The sequence below is a fragment of the Lacihabitans lacunae genome (genome assembly GCF_042649125.1).
Lineage (GTDB): Bacteria > Bacteroidota > Bacteroidia > Cytophagales > Spirosomataceae > Leadbetterella > Leadbetterella lacunae.
In genome coordinates this window covers 3,701,370-3,726,493 of record NZ_JBHRYQ010000001.1, presented here as the reverse complement: position 1 = coordinate 3,726,493, position 25,124 = coordinate 3,701,370, and the positions used below count along the sequence as shown (strand labels likewise).

The window sequence follows — 25,124 nt, the reverse complement described above, 5'->3', positions numbered from 1 at the left end:
TTTATAAACTACAAAGGACAAGTCTTTAACAGGCTTGTCCTTTGTTATTAGTTAGATGCTCAAAAATCACCTTTTCCCAAGACTCCCGTAGTCTTTCATGGCTTTTTCTTTGATCTCCATTTGTATTTCTCTGGCCTTTTTTACCCATTCTGCTCGGTTATTTCTGTATCTAAAAGCTAATATTTTAACCATCATTTTTGAAATATAAGGAAAAAAAGGAAGTCTACTTTTGGGCAAACCCAAGTTTCGGCAAGAGTTTCGACTCAAAAAAAACTGATTGAAAGAAAGGTTCGCCTCATAAATAAGCCATTTCTGAAATTTTGTGCCTGTTAAATAAAAATTAAGACCGAAAATATCAGTGAATATCAAAACAAAATTTCTATTGTATTTTTATATTTTTTCCAATTTTAAAATATTAATATTACTCTTTAAAAAACTTTTTTTTGACCATACATAACATCAAATTTGGGTATATCGTGTGCTATTTTTTAATAGTCAACCTCTGCTTTGTACATACCAGAGTTTATGCTCAAAACTTTGAATTTGAGCAAATAAATGTAAAGAATGGATTACCCTCAAACAACATCTACCAAATCCTCAAAGACTCCAAAGGATATTTGTGGATTTCGACCAACCTTGGCCTGGTAAGGTACGATGGCTATGTGTTCGAAAATTTTGGTGTAAACTCAAAAATAGACGCAATGGCCGTTAGTTCCCATGGAAATGTATGGTTTAGTACCAACAAAGGACTTTTTTATATCAACGAAAACCTTTCGAAACCCATTCAAAAGCTCCATTCTAACTTGTCAGATAGCTTGGCGGACAACGACCACTTTGAATCTCTTTTTATCGATAAAAATAACTGGATTTGGTCTACCGACTTTCATCATATTAAGGTATTCAAACCAAACGAAAAAAAAATTACCGCATTCCAAATTTTAAAAAACAACACCCAAAATCCAAAAATTGCCAAATTTGCATTTGGTCATAATAAACAGCTGTGGGCTATTAACCATTTGGGCCTTTGTAGATTTAACTATAACCTCAATAAATGGGTTTGGTACTTAAAGAAAAAAAATCTTAGTAGTATTTATTACGACACAAAAAATAGCCTTTGGTATCTAGGAGATAGTAATGGAAGGATATTCACTTATCACCCTGTCACAAAAATTTTAGAACCGATAGCCAAATTACAAGGTAAAATTCTAGAAATCGAAAAAAAAGAAAATTCATTACTAGCCTTAAGTCCGTATGAGGTGCATGAAATATCGCTGCAACCTAATCATACAACCTCCGTAATAACACAAAACTTAGAGCCCAACCTAGAGTACAGACAAATGTATGTGCTTAATAGTACTACACTATTTTTAGCCACAGAAGATGGTCTTTACCAACAACTTATAGACAACCAAACCGTTAGCTTGCACTTATTTCCGAAAGAATTTAACCAAAATAAATCAAAAGTTATGGCCATCTCAAAGCTAAACCAAAATTCTTTACTTTTTGGTTTAGATAGCGGCCATCTTATATTATGGAACAAAACCCTTAACAGTTTTAAGCTTATTCAGAGTAAAAGCATTGGGCATATTAACCAAATAATTACCCATGAAAACACCTTTTACATTTGTACAGACAGAGGTCTTTTCAGTTTAAATAATCACCGTAAGTTGCAACTTTTGTTACCTGGCGATTTTAAAAGTTTAAGTACTGACAATCAAAATAGAATTTGGCTACTTAGCTCCAATAGGCCCATACTAGTTTTTGATATTTTCTCCAAGAAAACCTTAACACCTTGGAAAAAACTCCCCTACCCATCTTTTTTTGAGGAAAACCTCCTTAACAAAATCATTTATTGTAATCACAAAATGTGGATCGCCGCATGGCTACCTAAAGGTTTCGGAATATTATTTTTTGATTTAAAAAAAGGAGAGTTTGTACAATTGAGCGATTTAAACCCCCATCAATTATTTGTTAGCGATTATTACCTAAATGTGTTTAAAACAAATGACCAAAACCTTTACTTTTCGGCATATGGCGGTTTTAATCAAGTAAATGCCAAAGGAAATATTACTTCGGTATATAAATCCGACGACCATACAAACCAAATCCCAGACAACCAATACTTCAATATCGCCAAAGATCCTTTCCAAAATATTTGGGTTGGCACCCACGAAGGCCTCGCCCAAATAAAGCCTGATGCCTCTATAAAAAGATATACGCAATACGACGGGTTAAATTCAAATGTCGTTACTTATGGCTTTTATTTAGATTCTAACTATTTATACCTTGGCTCAAAAAATGGGTTTAATATTGTAAAAACCAATGATCAACCCTCTGCGAATAAACCAAAACTATACCTTAGCCACCTCAAAATCTTAGGTGAAGCGAACCAACGATATGAAACTTCAAATTTGATCCTAAAAAAAGCCAATAATAATATCAATATTGCTTTTACTACCCTAACCTTTGAGCCAAAAAACACCCACCAATTTCAATATAGAATGAAAAACATTCATTCAAATTGGATAGAAATAGGCTCTAACCCTGAAATTAACTTGGTAAACTTAGACAAAGGAAAATACCAATTAGAGCTTGCTGTTGTAGACCATAACGCAAATTCAAATTCGGAAAACACCATCATAAATTTCGAAATACTACCTGCTTGGTACGAAACTCCCTGGTTTAGAATAGCACTATCGCTGTGTGTTTTGGGTCTACTATTTTTATTTTATAGGCTAAGGCTCAATCAGCTCAAGAAAGTTTTCGATATCCGAAACCGTATATCGGCTGACTTACACGACGAGATTGGAGCTTCGCTAAGTAGCATTGGTATCATCAGCGGCCTGTTAAAACAAAACCTTGTTACTGATAAAAAAAATATTGGTTTTGCCGAAATGATAGCCGAAGAAGCAAAAAAAACAGGAAACGCCATCGATTATATTATCTGGAACATCAACCCAAAATTCGATTCACTCGAGAGCCTTTTTGCCAAAATAAATAAAGAAGCCGCCGAACTAATTGAGGCCCAAAACATCCAATATGAGTTTGAATCTAATAGTTTAGAAAACAAAAACCTTTCGCTAGAAAATAAACGAAACCTATATCTCATTTTAAAAGAACTCATAAACAACTCCCTAAAACACAGTAAAGCCCATAAAATCTCCCTCCATTGTACCGTAAAATCACAACAACTTCACGTAATATTTGCAGACAATGGTTGCGGTTTTGATAAACAGCAACCTACTAGCCGAAACGGAATAGTAAATATTAACTCTCGCATAAAAACCATGAAAGGCACCTGCAAAATAATTTCTAAAAAAGATATTGGCACCACCTACCAAATAAAAATACCCCTCAAATAAGGTTATTTCTAATCAATCAAAAACATGGCAATTTTGCATAAAATTACAAGGAGATGAAAATAAGTGTTTACGAAGACAACGAACGCCTTTGCCAATTAATCTGCATGCTAATAGAAGCCACACCAGAAATGGAGCTATTACACGCATACGACAATTGTGTAAATGCTCTTCAAAATACCAAAGAAAAAAAACCGGATATTATCGTAATGGATATCGAAATGCCACAGAAACTTGGCACTGAGGCCGTCTTCGAAATAAAAAGTAAATACCCAGAAATAAAAATCATCATGCATACCGTATTTGATGAAAACCAACATTTGTTCGATAGCCTAAGCAAAGGTGCAGATGGCTATATTCTCAAAAAAGACTCTCCTAGCCGACTAATCGAGGCCATCAAGGAGGTTTCGACAGGTGGAGCTCCCATGTCACCTTACATTGCCACAAAAGTTTTGCAATCTTTTCGTAAACCAATTTCTAACCAAACATACGCACTCACAACACGCGAAATCGAGGTGCTCAATCTCCTAGCCAAGGGCTTTTCTTACCGAATGATTTCTATAGAACTCAATATATCTGTCGAAACCGTACGACGCCACATTAAGAATATTTACCAAAAACTGCACGTACAATGCGGCCCCGAAGCAGTTGCCAAAGCCATCAAAGAAGGCATTATCTAGGGCGTTTTAACACGCTATCCGCTGTATCTTTTTGTCCGTCTACGCCAGACCAAAAAGGATGCCGCTCCTATCGTTAACGCGATACACCCCTCGCAGAAATTAAACCCACAAAGGGTTATTGACCCAAATTGTTTTTTATTATATGGACCAAAAGGTCTAATATATCACCTTTTTATGGTATTGAAGCCTTTATAATTTTAAATCAATTTTGTATCAGAAATTAAAGCCGATATACATGAAAAAAAAATTGTTACTATTCGCTTTCTCTATTCCTATTTTGGTAAAAGCCCAAGTAGCATCTGAATTAAGCCCCCAAAGCCTTACTTTACCCAGACTTTCCACCGCTCAGCAAAATAGCCTCCCCCCACAGCAAGCCGGCAATATGGTTTACAACGCCGATGAAAAGAAACTTGCGGTGCATGACGGTACTGAGTGGAATTATATTTCGGGAATTTCCAATTCGTCTTTAAATCCGTATAAAAATCATAAATTATTTACAGAAACAGCCACTTTCACTGTACCGCCAGGAATCACCAATATATTGATTGAAATTTGGGGAAACGGTGGTAATGGTCAAGTCATGTCAACAGTGAGTGCCAATGTGCCATGTTCGGGAGGAGGTGGTGGACAATATGTGCAATGCTTGGCTATTGTAAATCCATCAGATGTATTAGAAATAGTGTTTAGTGACAACTATAACTATTTAAATAAAAATAACACAACCATAGCTGGAGCATACAATGCTTCCGCTTCTTTAGCTGGGTCTGGTTTATTCTATAACTCCACCAACTACCAACTTATAGTTTCTGGTGAAAATGGTAAAAGTGCCGATTTTAGTTTTCAACAAGCAAATGCTGGCGTTTTTAGAAAAATCGTGAAAGGTGGAGCTGGCGGTGGAACCTATCCAACATTTCGAAATGGAGGAAATTCCTATACCATGGAATTTGATGTTAATTCCGGACAGTATATTGGCGGCTCAGGTTTAAGTGTATTTATAAGTGATGGAAAATTTCCAGGAGGAGGAGGTGGATGCGGCCATAATGGGTTAACCTATGGAGTTGGAGCTGTAGGTGCCATATTTCTACATTATTAGACCTATGTGATAGTAAAAGGAAATGAAAACAAAAAATAACAAACTAATAGGCCTAATTATGTTGACAATAGGCTTAGGCATATTTTTCTATTGGGGAAATATCTTGACACAAATGGTTTATTTACCATTTTCAGGCAGGACTACCGAAGCAAAAATAATAGGGTTTAAATCAAAAGGAAGTAAGTGGATTGTAAAAAATGGCAATAACGGTTCTAAAAGTGTTCTAACGGGCAAAAGCCCTTTTTTTGAGTTTGTTTCAAACAATAATGAAATCATTAAATCGCAAAGCAAGGCTCCGCAAGTTTTCGTTTTTTTTAACTATTCCATTGGCGAAAAAATTTCTGTTGCCTATCCAATTGGTGATACAGCCAATGCCGTAATTCTTAATTGGCGTGAAATACCAGGCTTACTGCTGATGCTCGCTTTTGGTTTTTTAATTATCGTGGTAGCGTGGAGTATTCTAAGAGGCCAAAAAATATGATCTAACAAATTAAAATATTGACATACAGTTCATTATCTATTAAAACATGTAACACTTATGAAGTCATTTAGAATTACACTTTTTTTATTTTTCTTATTTCAATATTATAGTTTCGCACAAAATCCACTTTCAAAAGGTGAGCATTATGCCAACATAAATGGTTTGAAACTTCACTATGTGGTTTCTGGCAAAGGTCCTATTTGTATTTTTCCAACACCCGGATGGGGTCCTAATCTCGATGCCTACAAAAATTCGATGCCGGAGCTTGAGAAAACTTTTACCATGGTTTGGCTAGACACTCGAGCCTCGGGTCTTTCAGAAGGCTCTGACAATCCCGAAGATTATCAAACAAATGATTTTATTGAAGACATAGAGCAACTCAGAATTCATCTAAAACAAGAGAAAGTTTGGATAGCTGGACATTCCATGGGCGGTTGGCAAGTGCTTAATTATGGCATCAAATATAATAAAAACCTAAACGGAATAATAGCTATTGCAGCCTTTGCGGGTTTAGACCAAATGGCTCAAGATGAATATGTAAAAGCCATTCAAAAACGAAGTTCTGCCCCTTATTATGCCGCTGGGTCCAAAATGTTGTTGGGTCAAGATACCACAAAACGGACACTACAAGAGAATATGGGGTATATCATGCCTTTCTATTTTCATGATCAAGCCAATTTACCCAAATTTATGGCAGTAGAAAATGTAAAACTCAGCCAAAAGGCCTGGGAAATGACTTCAAAAGGTGGCTTAGGATCAGAACAAATTTTGGACTTATTGCCAAAAATCACAGTTCCTACTTTGGTTTTAGTGGGAGATGATGATTTTATCTGCGACCAAATTTCACACGCTTCGCGAATCCATAAAGCTATTAAAAATTCTCACTTGGCCGTTATCAAAAATGCAGGACATTTTATTTGGATAGAACAACCCGAAGTATTTTTTGGAGAAATTAACAACTGGATGAAAAAACAAAAACTATGAAAACTAAACTTTTTCTCTCAACACTAATATTTATATTATCAACAAGATACACCTATTCTCAAAATACCACACTCACTCCACAAGGCGTGATGTTTCCGCAAATGACCACTGTTCAGATTAATGCCATAGTAAATCCATCAGTAGGTACCTTGGTTTTTAATACCACCACAAATAGTTTTTGGTATCGGAAAGTTAGTGCTTGGGCAGAACTTCCCCAAGCTGGTAGTACCTCTAATTATTGGAGTTTAATTGGAGCCGCTGGCAATGAAATTAAAAATACCAATTCGGGAGGTTTTTGGACTGGCGGCCAATACTCTTTTAGTTATGAAAGTAACGATCAATCTCACCCTCCTACCGCACCCGAAAGCGGAGCAGGAACTCGCTTTATGTGGATACCTTCAAGAAGTGCCTTCAGAGCTGGTTCCTTAACTGATTTTCGTTCAGCAGATTGGGATCCAAACAATATCGGTCTGTTTTCAACAGCTTTGGGGCTGGATGTAAAAGCTTCTGGAGTGGGGAGTACAGCCATCGGGTCATATGTTTCAGCAACAGGTAGAACTAGCACTGCCATAGGGGCAAATCTCCTTGCTTCAGGAAATGCAAGCACAGCCTTGGGATCGAACAACACCGCTTCAGGTGATAAAAGCACAGCAATGGGTGGTAACACAGAAGCATCTGGCTACTACAGTACAGCTACTGGAGTAGGTACAGTTGCATCAGGCTCAGTTAGCCATACTATGGGTGAAGGGACTAAAGCAAGTGGAGCTACCTCTCTAGCTACCGGTTTTTATACAAAAGCTTCTGGTAGTCAATCTTTGGCGGCGGGTTACGAAAGTGTAGCGTCTGGAACAAACGCAGTTTCATTTGGCAATAACACCAAGGCGGTAGGAGCAAATAGTCTTGCTATGGGTAATAATACCATTGTTTATTCAAATGATGCTTTTGCCATTGGTCTTTTTAATTTTGATCCATTTTTTGTAAGTCCATTAAGTGTTGACCGATTTCTATTCACAATTGGAAATGGATCTAGCTCAAACCCCCGAAACTGTTTTGAAGTGCGACAAACAGGAACCGTTCAATTGAATCACTATAGCCCAGCACAAGATAATCCTGAAAGATATGGACTAAGAATAAAACGAGATATTTCAAATAATAATCAATTTTGGACATTTTCACACCCCAGTAACGAAAATCTTGACTTACATTATGGTGCATCAGGAGCATTCAAGGCCTATGTACGTCAATCCGACGGGGCATGGATGCAATCGTCAGATATTCGCTTAAAAGAACAGATTACACCTGTAGAATCCATACTCGATAAAGTGGCTCTACTAAAAGTTTCTAGGTATTTTTATAAAACCGATACGCTCCACAAAAGCCACCAAATGGGTTTAATTGCTCAGGAGGTTCAACCGCTTTTTCCAGAATTTATAACACAAAACGGGCAATATTTTGGTGTAAACTATGGAGGAATGAGCGTGGTGGCCCTCAAAGCCATTCAGGAATTAAAAACTGAAAATGAAAAAATGAAAATTGAATTGCAAAACCATTCCAATCAATTTAAGGAGTTATATAATCAGTTAAAAGCTGAAATTGAACTAGTAAAAAAAGCAACTATTACTTCACTAAATAATTAAAACCATGAAGGCAAAAATTATCCTATTGTCCTTGTTTTTGGGAATTCAAAATCAAGCTTTTTCTCAAAACTCCACATTGACTCCGCAAGGCGTGATGTTTCCACAAATGACCACTGTTCAGATTAATGCTCTAACTGGTCAAGCAAAAGGCACCATGGTATTTGACAATAGCCTGAACCTAATGAAATATTGGGACGGAACAACTTGGCAATCGGTGACCAATAGTGGCTCAGGTGGAGCTTGGCAAAGTTCTGGTATAAATCAGTTTAGTACCAATTTAGGGAATGTAGGTATTGGTACTAACACTCCAACAAATAAACTAAGTGTTCAGACGGTTAATGATTCTTATGGAATGATACATTCAAGTGGAGGTATTGAATTAGGAACCTATGTTGGAGGAAGTGCTGGTTGGATAGGGACCAAAAGTAATAATTCATTGGTAATACATACAAACAATGGTCAAAATCAATCCATAGTACTGCCTACAGGACAATGGGGAATTGGAACTAGCAACCCTAGTCCAACAGCACAATTAGAAGTTTATTCAATTAATAAAGGTTTTTTACCACCCAGATTAACCTTAACGGCCTCAGATTCTCCAAATCCAATTGCCTCAACGCCTTCAGATGGGACTATTGTTTATAACAATAATGCAACAGCCTTGAGTGGTGTAGGACTCTACATGTGGAAAGGTATTGGTTGGGTAAAAGTTACTACTGAAACTTGTCCCGCTGCTTATACAAACTGTAATAATAACTGTGTTAATCTAAATTCGGATAATAATAATTGTAACGCGTGTGGAACTGTTTGTCCGGGTCAATTAACTTGTATAAACGGAAGTTGCGGTTGTCCAGTAGGATATGTGAAATGTGGAAATAATTGTGTTTTGACAAGTAATGATCAAAATAATTGTGGAGGATGTGGTAATGTATGCCCTACTGGTAAAGTCTGCGTAAATGGAAGCTGTCAGTAAATTTGGAGAGGAGTTAGTCGAAATTATTTCTTTCTTATTTGATTTTTAATTGACATTTTCTCAAAGTAAAATAATTGAAAATTCACTTAAGATTTAATTAAGGAAATAAACTTAGACTGGCTTCAAAATTTAGGTAAAACCCAGATTATCGCCTAGATGTGGCAAAGCTTAAGAATAAATTGATAAGAATTAACATAATAAAGCCATGGACAATTTTATAAATATACAAAGACCAAACATTGAAAACGGACTCATAAGTGTTCGATTGAATGGGCGAATTAATTTCATCAAAACCAGTGATTTAATTTTATTGAACAGTGATTTGAATTATACTGAAATGCATTTGGTTAGTGGCAAAAAAATCATCTCTTCTCGAACGCTATCGCTCTTTGAAGGAGCTTTAAAACCCAATCAAAATTTCATTAGAGCCAACCGAAGCCAACTTATCAATGTCAATCATATCCAAAATCTGATTTTCACAAAAAAAACTAAAAGGATTTTGCTTAGTAACGGTGAAATCATTGCTGTCTCAAGAAGGAAATTCCCGATTGTCGAAAATCATATAAAATCTACAAGGCTATGAAAGTGTTTTTTAGTATTGGTTTCATATTACTATTTTTTGTAGCCAATTCTCAAATTTTTGCAATACCTGCCGATACTAATTCACAAATAAATCCAAATATTCTTTCTACTAAATTATTTACACTTCCAAAGGTCAATATTAGAAATTTAAATGTGCTATTGCAATGCCCCGAACTTTTGACTTTACCTTTAAATGACCCCTCTACAATTCAAATAAATTCAGGCACTAGGTCCTTTTCCGCTCAAAAAATTGAGGTAAACAACTCAGAAATCACAGGTAGTGCTAAAGTAGTTTTTTCGGCAGAAAAATCTGTAACCTTAATGCCGGGATTTAAAGCGGGAAATCAAGCTGTTTTTACGGCTCAAATTGCGAATTGTCCCAACAATAATCCGCCAGCAGCCAACATGTATATTCAAGGAAGAGATTTGTTTGATGCCAATCACCAGAAATTAGTTCCTATAGGCATAAATTATCCAACAGACTATTGGCAATTTTCTGGAGCAAACGAATATGTCAATCAAGTTGATTTGTCTGGAGCCAATATGGCAAGAATCGTCTGGTTTCAGAACGCTATTACCGGTACTTCCCATACAGATACAGACCTAAACACCTTAATTACCAAATTTGCCGCAAAAAGAATCACGCCTGTGGTAACACTTTGGAATGGCTATATCAATGACCCCAACCAACTCAATACCCCAAATGGCTATGTGTCTTGGTGGACAGATCCGGCCAGAGTGAATATGTTGAATACACACAAAAAATATTTGATTATAAACATCATCAATGAGCTTGGTTTTGGACGAGGCTTTGCTTACGACCCAAACTTGCCTTCAGATGTAGCGGCTTTTACAAACTGGAAAAACCAATATAAAATTGCAATAACAAACCTTAGAATTGCGGGGCTCGATGTACCCTTGATGATTGATGCACCTATAGGAGGCACAAGTTTAAAACTAATAAATTTAGCAGCAACAGAGCTTTTGGCTCACGACCCCAAGCACAATTTAATTTTTAGTATTCATGCCTATTGGGCAGTAGACAATCAAACCAATGAATTAAATACGGCAATCAACAACAATATTCCTTTGATTTTTGGTGAATTGGCAAATCGCCAACTGGGTGCCGACAATTGGAATACTAATCCTCCCTCGGGGTATTCTGAATGTTATTATGGAATCGATGGCACCGCTGTTGAGCATGCGGCACCTTCTAGCTTTAATTATAAAAACCTCTTACCCATTTTAAAAACCAATGGAATAGGCTGGTTAGGTTGGGAGTGGTTCAATGATGGCTGTCCGGCCCGAAACATAACCACCAATGGCGATTTTGCAAACTTGACTTCTTTTGGACAAGATTTGATATTTAACCTCTCATACGGCTCGAAAAATATTGCCTTAAAAAGTAATGCTTTTTAGTACGACAAATAAGCTCAAAAATCACCTTTTCCCAAGACTCCCGTAGTCTTTCATTGCTTTTTCTTTGATCTCCATTTGTATTTCTCTGGCCTTTTTTACCCATTCTGCTCGATTATTTCTGTATCTAAAAGCCAATATTTTAACCATCATTTTTGAAATATAAGGAAAAAAAGGAAGCCTACTTTTAGGCAAACCCAAGTTTCGGCAAGAGTTTCGACTCAAAAAAAACTGATTGAAAGAAAGATTCGCCTCGTAAATAAGCCATTTCTGAAATTTTGTGCCCGAAAACTGCGGTTCTTTCGGAATATTGAGCAGCGACTTAGCCAAAGCTATGGAGTCGGCATCGCCTTCGGGCTGAGTCATGGTCCAGATGTATAAAAGACGAACGGCTTCTTTTCTGTTTAGCGGAAGTAACTCGCTCGGTATACCTTGATAATGGCCAATAAACCGCCATAAATGAAAAAAGCCTTCTTCTTCTTTTTCGCTTAGCTCAAACCCAAGTTTTTCTAAGCCTTTCATAAAAAGTAAAGAAAAGCCAAGGTTAGTCGCCATCAAATCCGCTGCGTTTATGGGCAAACCCCAAGCGTTAGAGTTCCATTCGGGATTTTTCAAAACATAATACCGTGCCATGGCATGCACAAGCCTGACTTTCAATATCACAGCTGCACCTTTTGTGCCCGACTTAAATAGGTTTTCTTCTATTACATTTACCCAAAACTCGGTAGTTTCAGAAATTCGCTTTCCGGCTACTTTTTTAAGTTCTGAAGTAAAAACCAAAGGCTTGTTTACAGCAGCAGACTCGTAGCCACCCATTAAACTAAAGTTACGCAAAACCAACAAGCCTAAAACTCCTGATTTGCGAGCAAAAGACGCTCCATCTTCAAGTTTATCTACGTCAACCCATTCAGGAAAAACCAAGCATTCTTTCAGTAGCTGACTGGTATATGGGTATTCTTTGGCTAGTTCGGGTTGGGCTAAAGCCTTGTCTACAAAACTGAAAAGCTCAGCGTGCGAAAAACTCGCCATTAGCTCTTTGATGACCGCCTCAGCCAGTTCATCACTTTTTAAATAATATTTAGAAAAAGCAAAAATCTCTTCTTTGTCAGGGATTTCTGCCAGTTTAATTAACTCACTTTTCCATTGTGGCTGCTCCCAATAATGATTAAAACTCTGTGTTGGATATTGAATCCTTTCTAACTCCATGGTTTATGATTGAGAATATTTTGTCCTTTTAACTAAAAAAATCTTGCTTATAATAAAACTCTATACGGCAAGTGCCTCGCTCAAAATAGTAAACGACTTGAGTTTAGCGTCCAAATCATAAATGTGCGACGCCACGATAAGCTCGTCTATGTTATTTTCTGCAATGAAGATGCTCAGGCTTTGTTTGATGGTTTCTTGGCTGCCCACAAACGTACAGGCTAACATGTTATTTACGGCATTTTTCACTTCGGGGATATTGTACGCCTCAGGTACTGCTTCTAACGGACGAAGTGGCCTTCTGGTATTGGTTAAAATGCCAATAATGAGACTTATCAAGCTATTTAACAATATTTGAGCTTCTTCGTCTGTATCTGCAGCTAGCACATTTACACAAGCCATTACATACGGTTTGGCGAGTTTCTCTGATGGCTTAAAGTTATTTCGGTAAATGTTAATAACAGTACGAAACTGTGCTGGAGCAAAATGTGCCGCAAATGCATAAGGCAAGCCCATTTCGGCAGCCAAATATGCACTGTCGGTACTTGAGCCCAAAATATACAACGGAATATCTAGACCTTCACCCGGGAAAGCCCGAACCTTTGCGTCTCTATTTTCTTCGCTAAAGTAGGCTTGTAGTTGCTTGATATCGTTTGGAAAGGCATGTGCCGTTTCTTGATTTCTGCGTAAAGCCATAGCCGTGAGCTGATCGGAGCCCGGTGCCCTGCCAAGGCCTAAGTCTATGCGGTTTGGGTACATGGTTTCTAAGGTGCCAAACTGCTCGGCTATCACCAATGGACTGTGGTTTGGCAGCATAATGCCGCCTGAGCCTACACGAATGGTTTGGGTTTTTTCGGCTACATGGCCAATCAAAACCGAAGTGGCAGAACTGGCAATGTACTCCATGTTGTGGTGCTCCGCCATCCAGATTCTGGTGTACCCCAAAGACTCTGCGTTTTGGGCTACTTTTACGGTATTGTCTATGGCTGTTTTAAAATTGCCGCCTTCGGTCACGGTGGCAAGTTCCAATACTGAAATTGGTATTTTTGTCATTTTTGTGTAATTGCTTTCTATTAAAACCAAAAGAAAAATTATAAAGTTTGTTTTAACAACTTTATATTAAAATTGATTAAACAGCGGAGCTTTTACCTTCCTAAAACCCAAAAACGAACAAATTTACACCACCCATTTTCCAATGCTCAAATCCTGATTTTTGATTGGAAGTTCCCTAACGCGGATTCCCGTTATAGCGAAAATGGCGTTACAAACCGCTGGAGCAATACCCGGCGTACTCGGTTCACCTGCACCGCCCGGTTGAGCGTCGCTGTTTATTATGTGAGTCACTATTTCGGGTGATTCAGACATTCTTAGCATTTGATAGTCATGGAAGTTACTTTCTTTTACCGCTCCGTTTTCTATGTTTATTTCGCCATAAAGTGCGGCCGTTAATCCGAATATGATTCCACTTTCCATTTGAGCTATGAAGCCGTCAGGGTGCATCGCAAAGCCAGCATCGGCCACACAGGTAACTTTATTTACTCGTATTTGTCCTTCCTCCGAAATATGTACCTCGGCTACTTCAGCCACTATAGTTCCAAATGATTCTACCAAAGAAATACCCCGGCCACTGCCTTTTGGCAACACTGTGCTCCAGCCTGACTTTTTGGCGGCGGTTTCTAGCACTTTGAGCATTCGCGGGTGTTTCGCTAGCATTTCTTTTCTAAAAACTATCGGGTCTTTTTGGGCAGCATGTGCCAATTCGTCTACAAAAGACTCAATGAAATACCCGTGCTTTGAAGCGTCTACGCTCCGCCAGTTTCCCCACGGAATGTGCGTCTCAGGTATTACGTTGGCTATGTATTGATTCTCTATGGCATACGGAATCAAAGTGGCTTCTTTCGGGTGATTTTTAAAGGTGTAGAAATTCTGCCAAGCAGTCACTTTTCCACTTTTATCTAGTGCAGCTTTAAACTCGCTGATACTCGCATCTCTGTATTTATCCTGCTGTACGTCCTCCTCGCGGCTCCATAGTAGCTTCACAGGGAAACTTAGTTCTTTGGCTATTTTGGCGGCTTGCTGAGCTATATCTGTTTCTGATTTCCGGCCGAAACCTCCACCCAAATATTGATTATAGACATGCACCTGATCCATGCTCATTTCTACTATGTCTGCTACTGCGTTTTGTATTCCCAAGGGATTTTGACACCCTATCCAAACCTCACATTTATCTTTTTGTAGCCATACGGTGCAGTTCATAGGCTCCATGGCCGTGTGAGCCAAAAATGGCACTTTATATGTTTGCTCTATAACTTTAGAAGCCGTTTTAAACGCCCCCTCTACGTCTCCCGCTTTTCTGTCTGAATTAAAATCTCCCGTATTTCCTAGTGCTTTGGCAAAAGAATCAAAAATCTCAGTGGTATTTACTTTGTCATTTGGCGTGGCTTCAAACGTGATTTTCAAATCGCTCAATGATTGCTTTGCATGCCAATAGCCATCTGAAACTACCGCAACGGCGTTTTCGAGGTTAATAACTTTCTGAAAATTGGCTCTTTGGGTAAGCCCTGACTCGTCTATGCTTTTTACTTTTGCTCCAAAAACTGGAGCGGCTTTTATGGTAGCGTATTTCATGTTTGGCAACTGTGCATCAATACCAAACTTGGCGGTTCCATTTACTTTGGGTGGTATATCGTTTCGTTGGGTGGAAGTCCCCATTATCTTAAATTCACTTCTGTCTTTTAATTTTGGCTGAGCCTCCATTTTAAGTTTTGCGGCAGCTTCCGCAAAGCGAGCATAAGGTTCGGTTTTGTTGGTTTTAATATGTGAAACCATACTCTTGTCGGTCGAAATCTCCTCTATAGGTACATTCCAGGCTTGGGCGGCCGCTTGTTTTATCATTTGGCGTGCGGCGGCACCCGCTACTCGCATCACATACTTACCCGTAAAACGCACCGAGGCACTTCCGCCCGTTAGCTCCATGTGCATCACTTTTCCGATGGTATTAAAAATGCCATTCATGGTGTCTTGCAAAAACTCCGGATACGCTTTCCCTTCAGCTATAAATCCTCGTATTACGCCACCTGAAGCGTATTCTTTGTTAGAGGGAGCTTCTTCTATTTTAATTTTGTCCCAGTCGGCGTCAAGTTCATCTGCCAACATCATGGCCAAAGAGGTATGCACACCTTGGCCCATTTCGGCATGCGGTATGTAGACCGTTATTAGGTTATCGGTTCCTATTTTTAGCCAAATATTCAATAAGGTTTCGCCTGATTTCGATAATAAACCGGCCATCTCTCCTGCCCTATTTCCGGGGCGAATAGCTACGCCAAATATGGCCGCTCCGCCTGCTAATACCCCTGTACCTATAAATGCTCTTCTCGTCCACTTTTTCATATTTAAGGCTTATTTTTCTTGTCAATATTATACCAACAAGTCTTATTTAATGAGGCTTTCGCCTTCTCAAATTTTCCAAAATCTAATCTTATTTTTATTTTCATATCCAATTTAACAATCTTTCTGTATGTTTTTTGAATTAAATAAAAATAGTAAGCAAGGTATTCTAACTAAAGATTAAAACTGGTAAAAAGCTTACTTGTTTAAACAAAAAAAGCATGCTAACCGAAGTTAGCATACTTTACACATTTATAGAAATTCAGGGTTCAATAGATCCTATTTTACTCGCTTGGCTTCGGTCTTAAACATACCCATCATTTTACCTGATAGGCTGTCGTCGTCGTCTTTTGTTAGGGTTACATTTAAGTCAAAACCTGCCATTTTGAAGAAAAGCTTTATGCTCTCAGCTGTTTCTTCTATTTTATCAATTGCCGTAGCTTCATTTACACCTTTGGCAGATACAATTCCTGACAGTTTACCGTCAATACGCGTGAAATCCATAATCATTTCGGCATCGCCTTGGGGTGTTCCAAAAATGGTGGCGGCCCATTTGCCTGCAAAGAAGTCGCTTGGAGCTTTTGATTCCACTACCACGGGCACTTCGCCTTCGTTATACATTTTAAACTCCGCTCCCATCATCACCATTAGTGACTGACCCTCTGACTTTGGATTCAAAAACACGATATAAATATCTTGCAGTTTATCGGTTTCTATTCCCGAAAGATTAAACGGAACTGTTAATACTTTAGGCGTGAAATCCATTTTATCAGTTGCTTCTAAAAACACCGACTCTCCAAGTTTTTTGCCACTAATACTTCCTAAACGTACTTCTACTTTTCCTCCCACGGCATTAAGCTGAGGTTTTGGTGCAGTAGCAAAAACTTGAAGCTCTTTGATGCCACTCAAGTCAATTTGTTTCATAGTCATTGAGGCTCCGTTTTTAGCAGGAATTGCCAAATTATTTCCTCCGAAAGCCATTTTGTTTATGTCTACATAATCCTCAAATCCATGAGCATCTACTTTAGCGTTTCTAAGTACAAACGTCTGCTCTGATTTCAGTGCCGGTAGTCCGTTTGCTCCTTGGTCTTCATAGGCCGCTCTTACGATATACACGCCTTTGTTTTTGTCGCTATCGGGTGCTTTGGCTACATACTTTCCTTGTACAGGAAGTGACTTCGCTTTTGGAGCTTCATTGGCCACATTCAAAATGTATTTCACCATTTCTGAGGCATCGTTTGTAGACAATTGCGGATGACCCGCCATGGAGGTTTCTCCCCATACGCCGCTTCCGCCTGATATTATCTTTTTGGTTAAGGTTTCTATGGCACCTTTGTCTCCTTTATATTTAGTAGAAACCTCGCGGTAGCTTGGCCCGATAGATTTTTTCTCTTTGCTGTGACAAGCCATGCAGTCACTGCCTTCTATTAGTTTTCTGCCTGTAGCAAAAGCCGCACTTGCATCTGCCGAGCGGTGCCCCATAGAAATCACGTTTTTATCAAACCCTTCCGAAAGGTAATCGATATTCACGGCCACGTTTTCAGGCTCAATTCCTTCTCCTAACTTACCGTCTTCTTTGTCGCTCACTTTTATGTCGTATTCAAACGTACGGTTTGGCACATAAAACGACTTATTGCTATTTGGCATATTTAGGCTTAACACTGGAGGTTCATTTCCTGCGGTAACTTCCATAGCTTGGGTATTAATGCCCCCTTTGCCATCATTTACGGTCAATACGACCTTATATGTTCCTTTTTTGGTAAGTGTAACCGCCGCGTCTTGGGTGTTAATCACTTTCGCAAAACCTTCTTTTGAGGTTATTTTCCAAGAATAATTTAACACATCGCTGTCGGCATCAAATGTACCTTTGGCACTTAACTTTAAATTGAAAGGCGTAGCTCCACCCATTTGGTTTGCCGCCATCTGAATCTGAGGCTTTCGGTTTCCTCCGTTATATTCTATTCTGATAAGACGGGCGTCGTCATTTGCAGTAAACCAACCCGAGCCATACTCTAACATATACAAATCTCCATTCTCTGCAAACTCCATGTCCATTGGATTGCTAAACTTATAACTCGGCATAAAACGCTCCATAGACTCGTAGTTGCCGTCTTTATCAAGCGTTACGGCCATTATCCAACCTCTCATCCACTCATATTCAAAGAATTTTCCATTGTAATACTTCGGAAAAGCTCTTTCGGCAGTTTTGAACATATCCGAATAAAAAACAGGCCCTGCCATGGCATTTCTACCGCCACTACCTACCAAAGGAAACTCGGGTGAATCGCCATACGGATACCATACAAACGCTTTTTCGGCCGGAGGCAATACTTTTAATCCTGTGTTATTAGGTGATGTATTTATGGGAGATTTGGCATTCCAGAGTTCTAGGGTTTTGTTGTTTTCAAAATCATATTTATAGTAAGCTTTGTTATCCCCCACAAAGTGTGGCCATCCAAAATTTCCTGCTTTACGTGCTTGCCCTACCTCGTCGTGACCAGCTGGCCCACGAAGCGAATCTGGCTTAGAGGCGTCTGGACCTACTTCGCCCCAATACAAAAAGCCCGTTTTTTGATCTACAGAAATTCTGAAAGGGTTACGGTGGCCCATCGTGTATATTTCGGGTCTAGTACCTTCCATTCCTTTTGGAAAAAGGTTTCCTTCGGGTATGGTATAAGAACCATCTGCTTGTGGTTTAATTCTTATTATTTTACCTCTAAGGTCGTTGGTATTTGCCGACGATTTTTGAGCATCCCATGCTGACCTACCCGGTCTTTCGTCGCTTGGGCTATATCCGTTTGAGCCGTGTGGGTTTGTGTTATCACCGGTAGAAAGAAACATATTTCCGGCTCTGTCCCACGCTATTGAACCACCTGTATGGCAGCATTCCTCACGCTGTGTAGGCACCTGAATCATTTCTATTTCAGAACTTAAATCTATCTCGTCGCCTTTCATTGTAAATCTTGAAAGTTGGTTATAAGAACCTTTTACCGATGAATAATACATATAAATCCAATGATTGGTAGCAAAGTTGGGATCTTTGTTTAATCCCAAAAGTCCGTCTTCGGCTACGGCTTCTTTACCTTCTGCACTTACGTATTTTAAACTTACCGGTAATTTTGCAATAGTTTTCAGCTGCTTAGTTTTGTTGTTGTAAAGTCTAATTTCTCCTTTACGCTGAATAAACAAAACGCGGTCTTTGTCTAACAAGGTCAACTCCATAGGCTCGTCGAGTTTTTCTTCCAAAATCACCTTCGTAAAACGATTCTCTTCCGGACGAGATTTTGAGAAATCCAATGGAGCACCTGTAGCGGCATATTTGATACCTGCCCAAAGGTGATTTAAGAAAAGTGGCTCCGAGAATGTTTCATCTGTATGGCCCATTCCGGTATAAAACGAACGACCGCCGTTAAACTCATGGTACCAAGAAATAGGGTGATTGTCACCGTTTTTTCCTCCTTGATATGACTTCTCGTCGAGCTTAAGCACTACGTTTATTTTTGGGGAAATATTTTTATAGCTGTAAAATTCGTCTGTACGCTCAAACGACTCAGGCATCCCTTCGGTAAACACACCTTTTTGAGTTACATAGAATCTGCCTTTTTGTACGTTGTTTGGCATTGGATGGTCTAAAAACCACGCTCCCGCCAGCTGATTGTACCACGGCCACTGGTATTCGGTATCTGTAGCCGCGTGTATCCCCACATATCCACCCCCAGCTTGAATGTATCTTTCAAATACGTTTTGCTGTTCGTTGTTTAAGATGTCACCTGTGGTATTAAGAAAAACTATGGCGTTAAACTTTTTGAGGTTTGCTTCTGTAAACTGAGCGGCATCTTCAGTGAAACTTACGGTAAAACCCTTCTCTTTGGCCATTTTGGCAAGGGCTGGCTTACCAGCTTCGATAGATTGATGCCTAAAGCCTTCGGTTTTACTAAAAACCAAAATGTTTAGTTTGGTCTGAGCGAAAAGATTGTTTGCAGTAAGCAAGACAAAAATCGCTACCAAAAGCAGTCCTATACTTGTTTTTAATTTATTCCCCATAAAATTTTATATGTTATGATTGTTATATTGATTCATTATTTCCGTGCTATTTTTATCCGCAAAAGGTGAGCCTTTCTTTTCTGAGATTTAGCCTTACTACCCTGTAGGTCTTTTTGTTTTTGCCCTGCTATATCTATTTATAAAAATGTATTTGCAGTAAAAAAACAGCGTACAATAGAATTACAGATCATCAAAAAGGATGAAACCAGTGGCTTTTATTAGATTTAAAAAAGGTTGAATAAATGGTGTTTAAAAATAGAACTTCACAAAAGTATACATTTTTTTTATTTATTGTCTAATATTAAGACAATGAATTATAATTTAACTTTATGTTCGAATATTTACATTTCTGCCTGCTTTTTGTATTGACTTTTGGCTTAATTTTGTAAACCCATAAAGAAACTCCCCAAACGAATGAAAAAATTTCAGCCACAAAACTTCATCGCTCAGCTATCGGTAGACTGTGTAATATTTGGCTACAAAGACAAAAAACTTAAAGTACTGATTTCTAAAATTGTTTTTGGCAATGATTTCTGGTCACTACCAGGCGGATTTATCCTAAAAAATGAGGGAATAGACGATGCCGCAAAACGAGTATTGCAGGAGCGAACGAGCCTAACTGATATATTCCTTGAGCAGTTTCATGTGTTTGGCAATACCGATAGGTCAAACAACGACCTATTTGGCAAAATGCCCGAAACGAATGACGAAACATTTACTGAAAAAGGATTTTCTAAAAATGATTTTGAGTGGCTTTCCAACAGATTTGTTTCTATTGGATATTACGCTTTGGTAGATATAGACAAAGTAAAACCCAAAAAAGGAGAACTAGATGAATGTGTGGAATGGGTAGAAATATCTGAACTACCGAAACTCATAATGGACCACAACCTGATAGCTCAAAAGGCACTATTGGCACTGAGACAAAACCTAGACCAAAAGCTTATTGGATTTAACCTGCTACCTGACACATTTACCATGCGAGAAGTACAAGAACTGTACGAAGCCATTTATGACAAACCTTTCGCCCGGAATAATTTTCAAAAGAAAATATTGGACTTAGGTGTGCTGGAGCGTCTAGAGAAAAAATTTACGGGTGCCGCAAACAAAGCTCCGTATTTGTATCGGTTTTTGAAGTGAGAAAAATAGAGTGCTCCTGAATGTATCCGCTTGATAAGTTTTTGACAATCATTTAAGTATTCGTTAGTCACATATAATCCTGAATAAGTTTATATCTATTAATTTCAATTTTAAATTAAGAACTGAGTAGTAGTTTTTATACATTTACAAAAACCATTAATAGAAGTATACATGAACAAAGAAAACCTACAAAATCAAGAACAACAAAAACTTGAAAAAACCACAAAAAAGCAGTGGATTGAGCCTAAAATGGAGGAAATGGAGATTTTAGGTGGTGCAATACCCTTAACTCCTGAGTCAACTGCAGGTAGAAGTTAATTTTTTTCAAGCAACCAATCCATTTGGTAGGTCTTTATTAAACTACCTTTTTGACCCAAATCAAGCATATCATGTGCTTGTTTTGGTTTTAAGACCAAATGTTTAAATTCCATTTCTTTAAACTCTTCCAACTGCTTTTCCTTCCAAAACTCTGCGAACGCTAAAGTTAATGCACCGTTGTTTTTATTTTGTAACCTCACTTTTTCGGGCAATAAACCTAAGCACATATTTCTAAAAAGCATCCGCGACATAGGCTTTGGCTTAAACATTTCTACGGGTAAACTGACCACAAACTCTAACAGTCTAATATCAGCCAAAGGGTAGGCAGACTCTATACCATGAGATAAGGCATACGCTCCCTCAGACTCTGTCCTAAGGCAAGTATGAGGTCGGCAAACATAAGTAAAAAGGTATTCTTCAAAAGTCGGATAAAAAGTAAACGCTTTGTTCTTTACAGCAAAATCAAACTTGGATTTTGGAGCTAAAAACACCCTCCCTTCTAAAGTTTTATCATTACCTGGCTTCAATGTCCCCTTGGCTTTAAAAACATAATACATGAAAATTCGCTTAAGAGCCCTTAGTTTAAAATCTTTGATAAAGCCAAGTACTTTCTTTAGGTTAAAATCGTGCAAAAAACTAAAGTGGTAATATTGCCCTGAATTGGACACACATTCATCTCCCGGGAAACCACTCAAACATACGCCAACTCCTTGTTCTTTGGCTTTTTGAAACATGGTATCTTGCCATATTGAATCTGAGTCTGCATACCCTCCCATAATCAGGTTTGTATGTTCTAATTCTTCAAAAACATCTTTAAAACGATGTTCCTCAATAACATGATGGTTCTCCTTTTTTAATGACGCAAAATCTATGATTAGGTTTTGGGTTTCTTGTTCGTCAATTCCGTTTTTGGAGAAAGCCTTCGTTTTTTCATTCAAAACAAAAGAAAAAGTATGCAGTCTTTCTTTGTCAATTATCTGCGAAGCTTTGACCGTAATAACCGAAGAGTCTAAACCTCCGCTGAGTTGGCAACCCACGTTTTTGGTTGTTCTTATTCTACAAGAAACCGCTATTTCAAAAAGCCTTCGGAGCTCATTTAGTCGGGATTCGTCGGATTTAAATCCTGTTAATGATTTGGTTTTCAACTCCCAATATTTCTTTTCAACCAAAACAGACTCATTACGCTCAAAAAATATAAAATGAGCAGGTTTTAGTCGTAAAATATCCTCAAAAAAAGTAAGCTCTACGGGTGGTGATATTTGTTTTAAATTGTACGCTACATACAAATCATTGATTTTTAAAGGGGCATCAAAAGCGGCTTTGATAACAGAAACGCTAGTAGAAAACAGCAGAAAGTTTTTGTTTTTTAAATAAAACAAGGCTCGGATTCCCATTTGGTCTTTTGCCATAAAGGTCCTATGATGTACCTTATCCCAGATTACAAATGAAAAGTCACCTATCAAATATTGCACACACGCTTCTCCGTATTTTTCAAAGCAAATCAAAATAAGCTCTTGGTCGGAAATCGCATTTTTACCAAAAACATTACCCGTTAGATTTAATTTTTGAAAGAGTGCTTCTCGGTTATCTAACCTACAGCTCGCCGCCAAAACAAAACGCTCGTTTTCTGTGAGTCCTGCCACACATTGGCTTTCGATGGTGTTATGCAAAACCATATTACACATATAAACCTGATTGTCAGTATATTCGCTTTGAGCATCGGCCTTAAAAAATGAAACAGCAGTTTTCATCTTTTGCCCAATTTCACTCGGATTCTCAATTGTGTTAATGTTTATACATCCAAAAAAATGAGACATAGCTTCTGACTGAAATTTATTAGGTTTTATTTAGATTCAAAGATACAGTACAATGCTTGCCTAAGTATTGAAATAGAATAGTAATTTTGTGCCGACTATTATGAATAAAATGCCTTATAACTACAAAGCCTACGGCTTGCCTTTAATTTCGGAGATTGAACTTCCTGCCCTCGTTTTAGACAATGACGCTGAAAACTCAGTAAACCCCATATCTGTACGCATAGGAAAAGTTCCGGAAACACTCACCTCGGCCCCATTAGAAACAAAGCCGTTTACGACCTTTAACGAAAACGAGCTGAAATATCAGATAGATAAAATAGGGAAGTACTATATAGCAAACGGCACAGAGATAATCATTGAGCCATTGTCAGAAAACTGGGACGAAGTATTGCTTTATTTTTATTCAAACTGCTTAGCGGCTGCCTTATTTCAAAGAAATATTATTCCATTTCATGTTTCAGGTGTGTTTACAGAACCCAAAAAAGTAATTTTATTTGCTGCTCCTTCTCGAACCGGAAAGTCTACCACCTCACTGATGTTGCAGCAAAAAGGATACAAACCGTTTACGGATGATACCGCGATATTGAAAGTAAAAAACAAAAAGTGCTACGCTCAGGCATCTTATCCGATGATTAGACTTTGGCAAAACACCATTGAGAAACAAAGCAAGTTTGGCGAGCATGAAAAGCAGCAGATTTATGCCGAAATAAATAAATTCGGGTTTGCGTTTCACGAGGAGTTTAATGCCGAAGAAGTAGAAGTGTCTGGAATCGTGTTTTTGGAAGAAGCAGGATCTGATATAAAAATAGAAAAACTTACACCTGCCAAATGTATGCAAAACTTAGGTAACAATATTTACCGTATTCAATGGCTGGCAGGTATGAATAAACAAAACCTGCAGTTTATGCAACTTACGCAGTTTGCTAATATTTTACCGGCATGGACAGCCACAAGACCAAAAGGAATAGATAGTTTTGATAGTTTTTCTGAAGCAATTATTTCTCAAATTATAAAATGCGATGAATAAAAATATCATTTGGTTGGCCTCATACCCAAAATCCGGAAATACTTGGTTTAGGTCGTTTCTGACTGCTCTGACTACTGGTACAGAGGTTAACCTCGACAAAATGAATACCGATGGGATTTTTTCGAATAAGGCAATATTAGAAAAAACGCTCGACTTGGATGCCGACTACCTTTTGCCACACCAAATAGAAGAATATCAACGCATTGTCTATAATTACCTTTCTCAAACTGCCGATAAACCCAAATTCATCAAAATTCACGATGCATTTACTTTTTCAAATAACACACCGTTAATACCCGAAGAAGCTACAAAAGTTGCCATTTATCTTATCAGAAATCCTTTGGATGTTACACTTTCTTTAGCAAACCATGTAGGGCTTAATGTAGACCAAACCATAGAAAAATATATTACAAACCCGAATGGGGCTTTTATTAAGAGAAAATCTTCTGCTAGTACTCAGTTTCATCAGCCGCTCGGCTCATGGAACATGCACGTGGAGAGCTGGCTGTCAAAACCAAAGTTTCCGGTTCATTTTGTAAAATACGAAGACTTAAAAACAAAGCCATTTTTAGTTTTTTCAGATGCACTAAAGGCAATGGGCCTTACATATTCAGAAGAGCAAATACGAAATGCAATAGCGGAAACGGAATTTGAAAAACTACAAAAAAAAGAAAAAGAAAAAGGCTTTAAAGAAAAACCAATAGACTCGGTGGCGTTTTTTAGAAAAGGAAATGTAGGGTCATGGCGAGAAGAACTCACCAAAGAGCAAATACAAAAAATCAAAACTGCCAACGAGCCCATGATGAAGTATTTTGGTTATTGGGAAGACTAAAAACCTTGATTTTTTTATTTTACATAAAAACCTCATTTCTAAACACTTACAAGCTAACGTACACGCTTAAAAATAAAAAAAAGTCTTTTAAAGAAAATATAGATTTTATTAAGTTGATTTGCAGGTTAAATCAAAAGTAAAACGCATATTC

The 25,124-nt window shown here is 38.1% G+C and carries 19 protein-coding genes; 13 read left to right on the top strand and 6 right to left on the bottom strand.

Features of this window, described 5'->3' with window-relative positions; translation table 11 throughout:
* Positions 1-66 precede the first annotated feature (66 nt).
* The gene (locus tag ACFOOI_RS16090) at positions 67-195 is read right to left on the bottom strand and encodes a hypothetical protein (protein ID WP_379839049.1); all 129 of its coding nucleotides are present in this window, start codon (positions 193-195) and stop codon (positions 67-69) included.
* A 248-nt stretch (positions 196-443) separates the two neighbouring features.
* Here ACFOOI_RS16090 and ACFOOI_RS16085 point away from each other — a divergent pair, with 248 nt between their 5' ends.
* The 9 genes from ACFOOI_RS16085 to ACFOOI_RS16045 all read left to right on the top strand — a co-directional run bounded on the left by ACFOOI_RS16085 (position 444) and on the right by ACFOOI_RS16045 (position 11,208).
* The gene (locus tag ACFOOI_RS16085) at positions 444-3,362 is read left to right on the top strand and encodes a sensor histidine kinase (RefSeq protein ID WP_379839048.1); all 2,919 of its coding nucleotides are present in this window, start codon (positions 444-446) and stop codon (positions 3,360-3,362) included.
* A gap of 53 nt (positions 3,363-3,415) precedes the next feature.
* Positions 3,416-4,039, top strand: coding sequence for a response regulator (locus ACFOOI_RS16080; RefSeq protein ID WP_379839047.1), 624 nt, complete (start codon positions 3,416-3,418; stop codon positions 4,037-4,039).
* Positions 4,040-4,274: 235 nt separating this feature from the next.
* Entirely contained in the window at positions 4,275-5,132 is an 858-nt protein-coding gene (locus tag ACFOOI_RS16075) for a hypothetical protein (protein ID WP_379839046.1), read from the top strand.
* A 22-nt stretch (positions 5,133-5,154) separates the two neighbouring features.
* Positions 5,155-5,613 (top strand): hypothetical protein, encoded by a 459-nt coding sequence (locus ACFOOI_RS16070; RefSeq protein ID WP_379839045.1) that lies wholly within the window; start codon positions 5,155-5,157, stop codon positions 5,611-5,613.
* A 57-nt stretch (positions 5,614-5,670) separates the two neighbouring features.
* A complete protein-coding gene (locus tag ACFOOI_RS16065; RefSeq protein ID WP_379839044.1) occupies positions 5,671-6,597 on the top strand; it encodes an alpha/beta fold hydrolase in 927 nt (308 codons plus the stop codon).
* Positions 6,594-8,234, top strand: a complete 1,641-nt coding sequence (locus ACFOOI_RS16060; RefSeq protein ID WP_379839043.1) for a tail fiber domain-containing protein — start codon at positions 6,594-6,596, stop codon at positions 8,232-8,234. The genes ACFOOI_RS16065 and ACFOOI_RS16060 overlap by 4 nt, the downstream gene beginning before the upstream one ends.
* Before the next feature lie 4 nt (positions 8,235-8,238).
* Positions 8,239-9,207 (top strand): hypothetical protein, encoded by a 969-nt coding sequence (locus ACFOOI_RS16055; protein WP_379839042.1) that lies wholly within the window; start codon positions 8,239-8,241, stop codon positions 9,205-9,207.
* Positions 9,208-9,412: 205 nt separating this feature from the next.
* A complete protein-coding gene (locus ACFOOI_RS16050) occupies positions 9,413-9,790 on the top strand; it encodes a LytR/AlgR family response regulator transcription factor (protein ID WP_379839041.1) in 378 nt (125 codons plus the stop codon).
* Positions 9,787-11,208: a 3-coathanger stack domain-containing protein gene (locus ACFOOI_RS16045; protein WP_379839040.1), complete on the top strand. Its 1,422-nt coding sequence runs from the start codon at positions 9,787-9,789 to the stop codon at positions 11,206-11,208. The genes ACFOOI_RS16050 and ACFOOI_RS16045 overlap by 4 nt, the downstream gene beginning before the upstream one ends.
* Before the next feature lie 21 nt (positions 11,209-11,229).
* On the opposite strand, the gene ACFOOI_RS16040 is transcribed toward ACFOOI_RS16045, so the two are convergent.
* The 4 genes from ACFOOI_RS16040 to ACFOOI_RS16025 all read right to left on the bottom strand — a co-directional run bounded on the left by ACFOOI_RS16040 (position 11,230) and on the right by ACFOOI_RS16025 (position 19,839).
* Positions 11,230-12,411, bottom strand: coding sequence for an oxygenase MpaB family protein (locus tag ACFOOI_RS16040; protein ID WP_379839039.1), 1,182 nt, complete (start codon positions 12,409-12,411; stop codon positions 11,230-11,232).
* Between the two features lie 60 nt (positions 12,412-12,471).
* Complete coding sequence (locus ACFOOI_RS16035) at positions 12,472-13,461, bottom strand: LLM class flavin-dependent oxidoreductase (protein ID WP_379839038.1); 990 nt, start codon at positions 13,459-13,461, stop codon at positions 12,472-12,474.
* A gap of 123 nt (positions 13,462-13,584) precedes the next feature.
* On the bottom strand, positions 13,585-15,798 hold the full coding sequence (locus ACFOOI_RS16030; RefSeq protein ID WP_379839037.1) for a xanthine dehydrogenase family protein molybdopterin-binding subunit: 2,214 nt from the start codon (positions 15,796-15,798) through the stop codon (positions 13,585-13,587).
* A gap of 276 nt (positions 15,799-16,074) precedes the next feature.
* Complete coding sequence (locus ACFOOI_RS16025; protein ID WP_379839036.1) at positions 16,075-19,839, bottom strand: ThuA domain-containing protein; 3,765 nt, start codon at positions 19,837-19,839, stop codon at positions 16,075-16,077.
* Between the two features lie 414 nt (positions 19,840-20,253).
* Between ACFOOI_RS16025 and ACFOOI_RS16020 the strand changes: the two genes are divergently transcribed.
* Positions 20,254-20,979, top strand: a complete 726-nt coding sequence (locus ACFOOI_RS16020) for an NUDIX hydrolase (RefSeq protein ID WP_379839034.1) — start codon at positions 20,254-20,256, stop codon at positions 20,977-20,979.
* Positions 20,980-21,150: 171 nt separating this feature from the next.
* Entirely contained in the window at positions 21,151-21,297 is a 147-nt protein-coding gene (locus tag ACFOOI_RS16015) for a hypothetical protein (RefSeq protein ID WP_379839033.1), read from the top strand.
* On the opposite strand, the gene ACFOOI_RS16010 is transcribed toward ACFOOI_RS16015, so the two are convergent.
* Complete coding sequence (locus ACFOOI_RS16010; RefSeq protein WP_379839032.1) at positions 21,294-23,114, bottom strand: asparagine synthetase B family protein; 1,821 nt, start codon at positions 23,112-23,114, stop codon at positions 21,294-21,296. The genes ACFOOI_RS16015 and ACFOOI_RS16010 overlap by 4 nt on opposite strands.
* A 100-nt stretch (positions 23,115-23,214) precedes the next feature.
* Between ACFOOI_RS16010 and ACFOOI_RS16005 the strand changes: the two genes are divergently transcribed.
* Complete coding sequence (locus ACFOOI_RS16005; protein ID WP_379839031.1) at positions 23,215-24,141, top strand: hypothetical protein; 927 nt, start codon at positions 23,215-23,217, stop codon at positions 24,139-24,141.
* Entirely contained in the window at positions 24,134-24,973 is an 840-nt protein-coding gene (locus tag ACFOOI_RS16000; RefSeq protein WP_379839030.1) for a sulfotransferase domain-containing protein, read from the top strand. The genes ACFOOI_RS16005 and ACFOOI_RS16000 overlap by 8 nt, the downstream gene beginning before the upstream one ends.
* The last annotated feature ends 151 nt before the right edge of the window (positions 24,974-25,124 follow it).

Bases quoted from the DNA above. Each gene is read 5' to 3' on its own strand.
- ACFOOI_RS16090 (WP_379839049.1), bottom strand. From the start codon at position 195: ATGATGGTTAAAATATTAGCTTTTAGATACAGAAATAACCGAGCAGAA.
- ACFOOI_RS16080 (WP_379839047.1), top strand. From the start codon at position 3,416: ATGAAAATAAGTGTTTACGAAGACAACGAACGCCTTTGCCAATTAATC.
- ACFOOI_RS16075 (WP_379839046.1), top strand. From the start codon at position 4,275: ATGAAAAAAAAATTGTTACTATTCGCTTTCTCTATTCCTATTTTGGTA.
- ACFOOI_RS16070 (WP_379839045.1), top strand. From the start codon at position 5,155: ATGAAAACAAAAAATAACAAACTAATAGGCCTAATTATGTTGACAATA.
- ACFOOI_RS16065 (WP_379839044.1), top strand. From the start codon at position 5,671: ATGAAGTCATTTAGAATTACACTTTTTTTATTTTTCTTATTTCAATAT.
- ACFOOI_RS16060 (WP_379839043.1), top strand. From the start codon at position 6,594: ATGAAAACTAAACTTTTTCTCTCAACACTAATATTTATATTATCAACA.
- ACFOOI_RS16055 (WP_379839042.1), top strand. From the start codon at position 8,239: ATGAAGGCAAAAATTATCCTATTGTCCTTGTTTTTGGGAATTCAAAAT.
- ACFOOI_RS16050 (WP_379839041.1), top strand. From the start codon at position 9,413: ATGGACAATTTTATAAATATACAAAGACCAAACATTGAAAACGGACTC.
- ACFOOI_RS16045 (WP_379839040.1), top strand. From the start codon at position 9,787: ATGAAAGTGTTTTTTAGTATTGGTTTCATATTACTATTTTTTGTAGCC.
- ACFOOI_RS16040 (WP_379839039.1), bottom strand. From the start codon at position 12,411: ATGGAGTTAGAAAGGATTCAATATCCAACACAGAGTTTTAATCATTAT.
- ACFOOI_RS16035 (WP_379839038.1), bottom strand. From the start codon at position 13,461: ATGACAAAAATACCAATTTCAGTATTGGAACTTGCCACCGTGACCGAA.
- ACFOOI_RS16030 (WP_379839037.1), bottom strand. From the start codon at position 15,798: ATGAAAAAGTGGACGAGAAGAGCATTTATAGGTACAGGGGTATTAGCA.
- ACFOOI_RS16025 (WP_379839036.1), bottom strand. From the start codon at position 19,839: ATGGGGAATAAATTAAAAACAAGTATAGGACTGCTTTTGGTAGCGATT.
- ACFOOI_RS16020 (WP_379839034.1), top strand. From the start codon at position 20,254: ATGAAAAAATTTCAGCCACAAAACTTCATCGCTCAGCTATCGGTAGAC.
- ACFOOI_RS16015 (WP_379839033.1), top strand. From the start codon at position 21,151: ATGAACAAAGAAAACCTACAAAATCAAGAACAACAAAAACTTGAAAAA.
- ACFOOI_RS16010 (WP_379839032.1), bottom strand. From the start codon at position 23,114: ATGTCTCATTTTTTTGGATGTATAAACATTAACACAATTGAGAATCCG.
- ACFOOI_RS16005 (WP_379839031.1), top strand. From the start codon at position 23,215: ATGAATAAAATGCCTTATAACTACAAAGCCTACGGCTTGCCTTTAATT.
- ACFOOI_RS16000 (WP_379839030.1), top strand. From the start codon at position 24,134: ATGAATAAAAATATCATTTGGTTGGCCTCATACCCAAAATCCGGAAAT.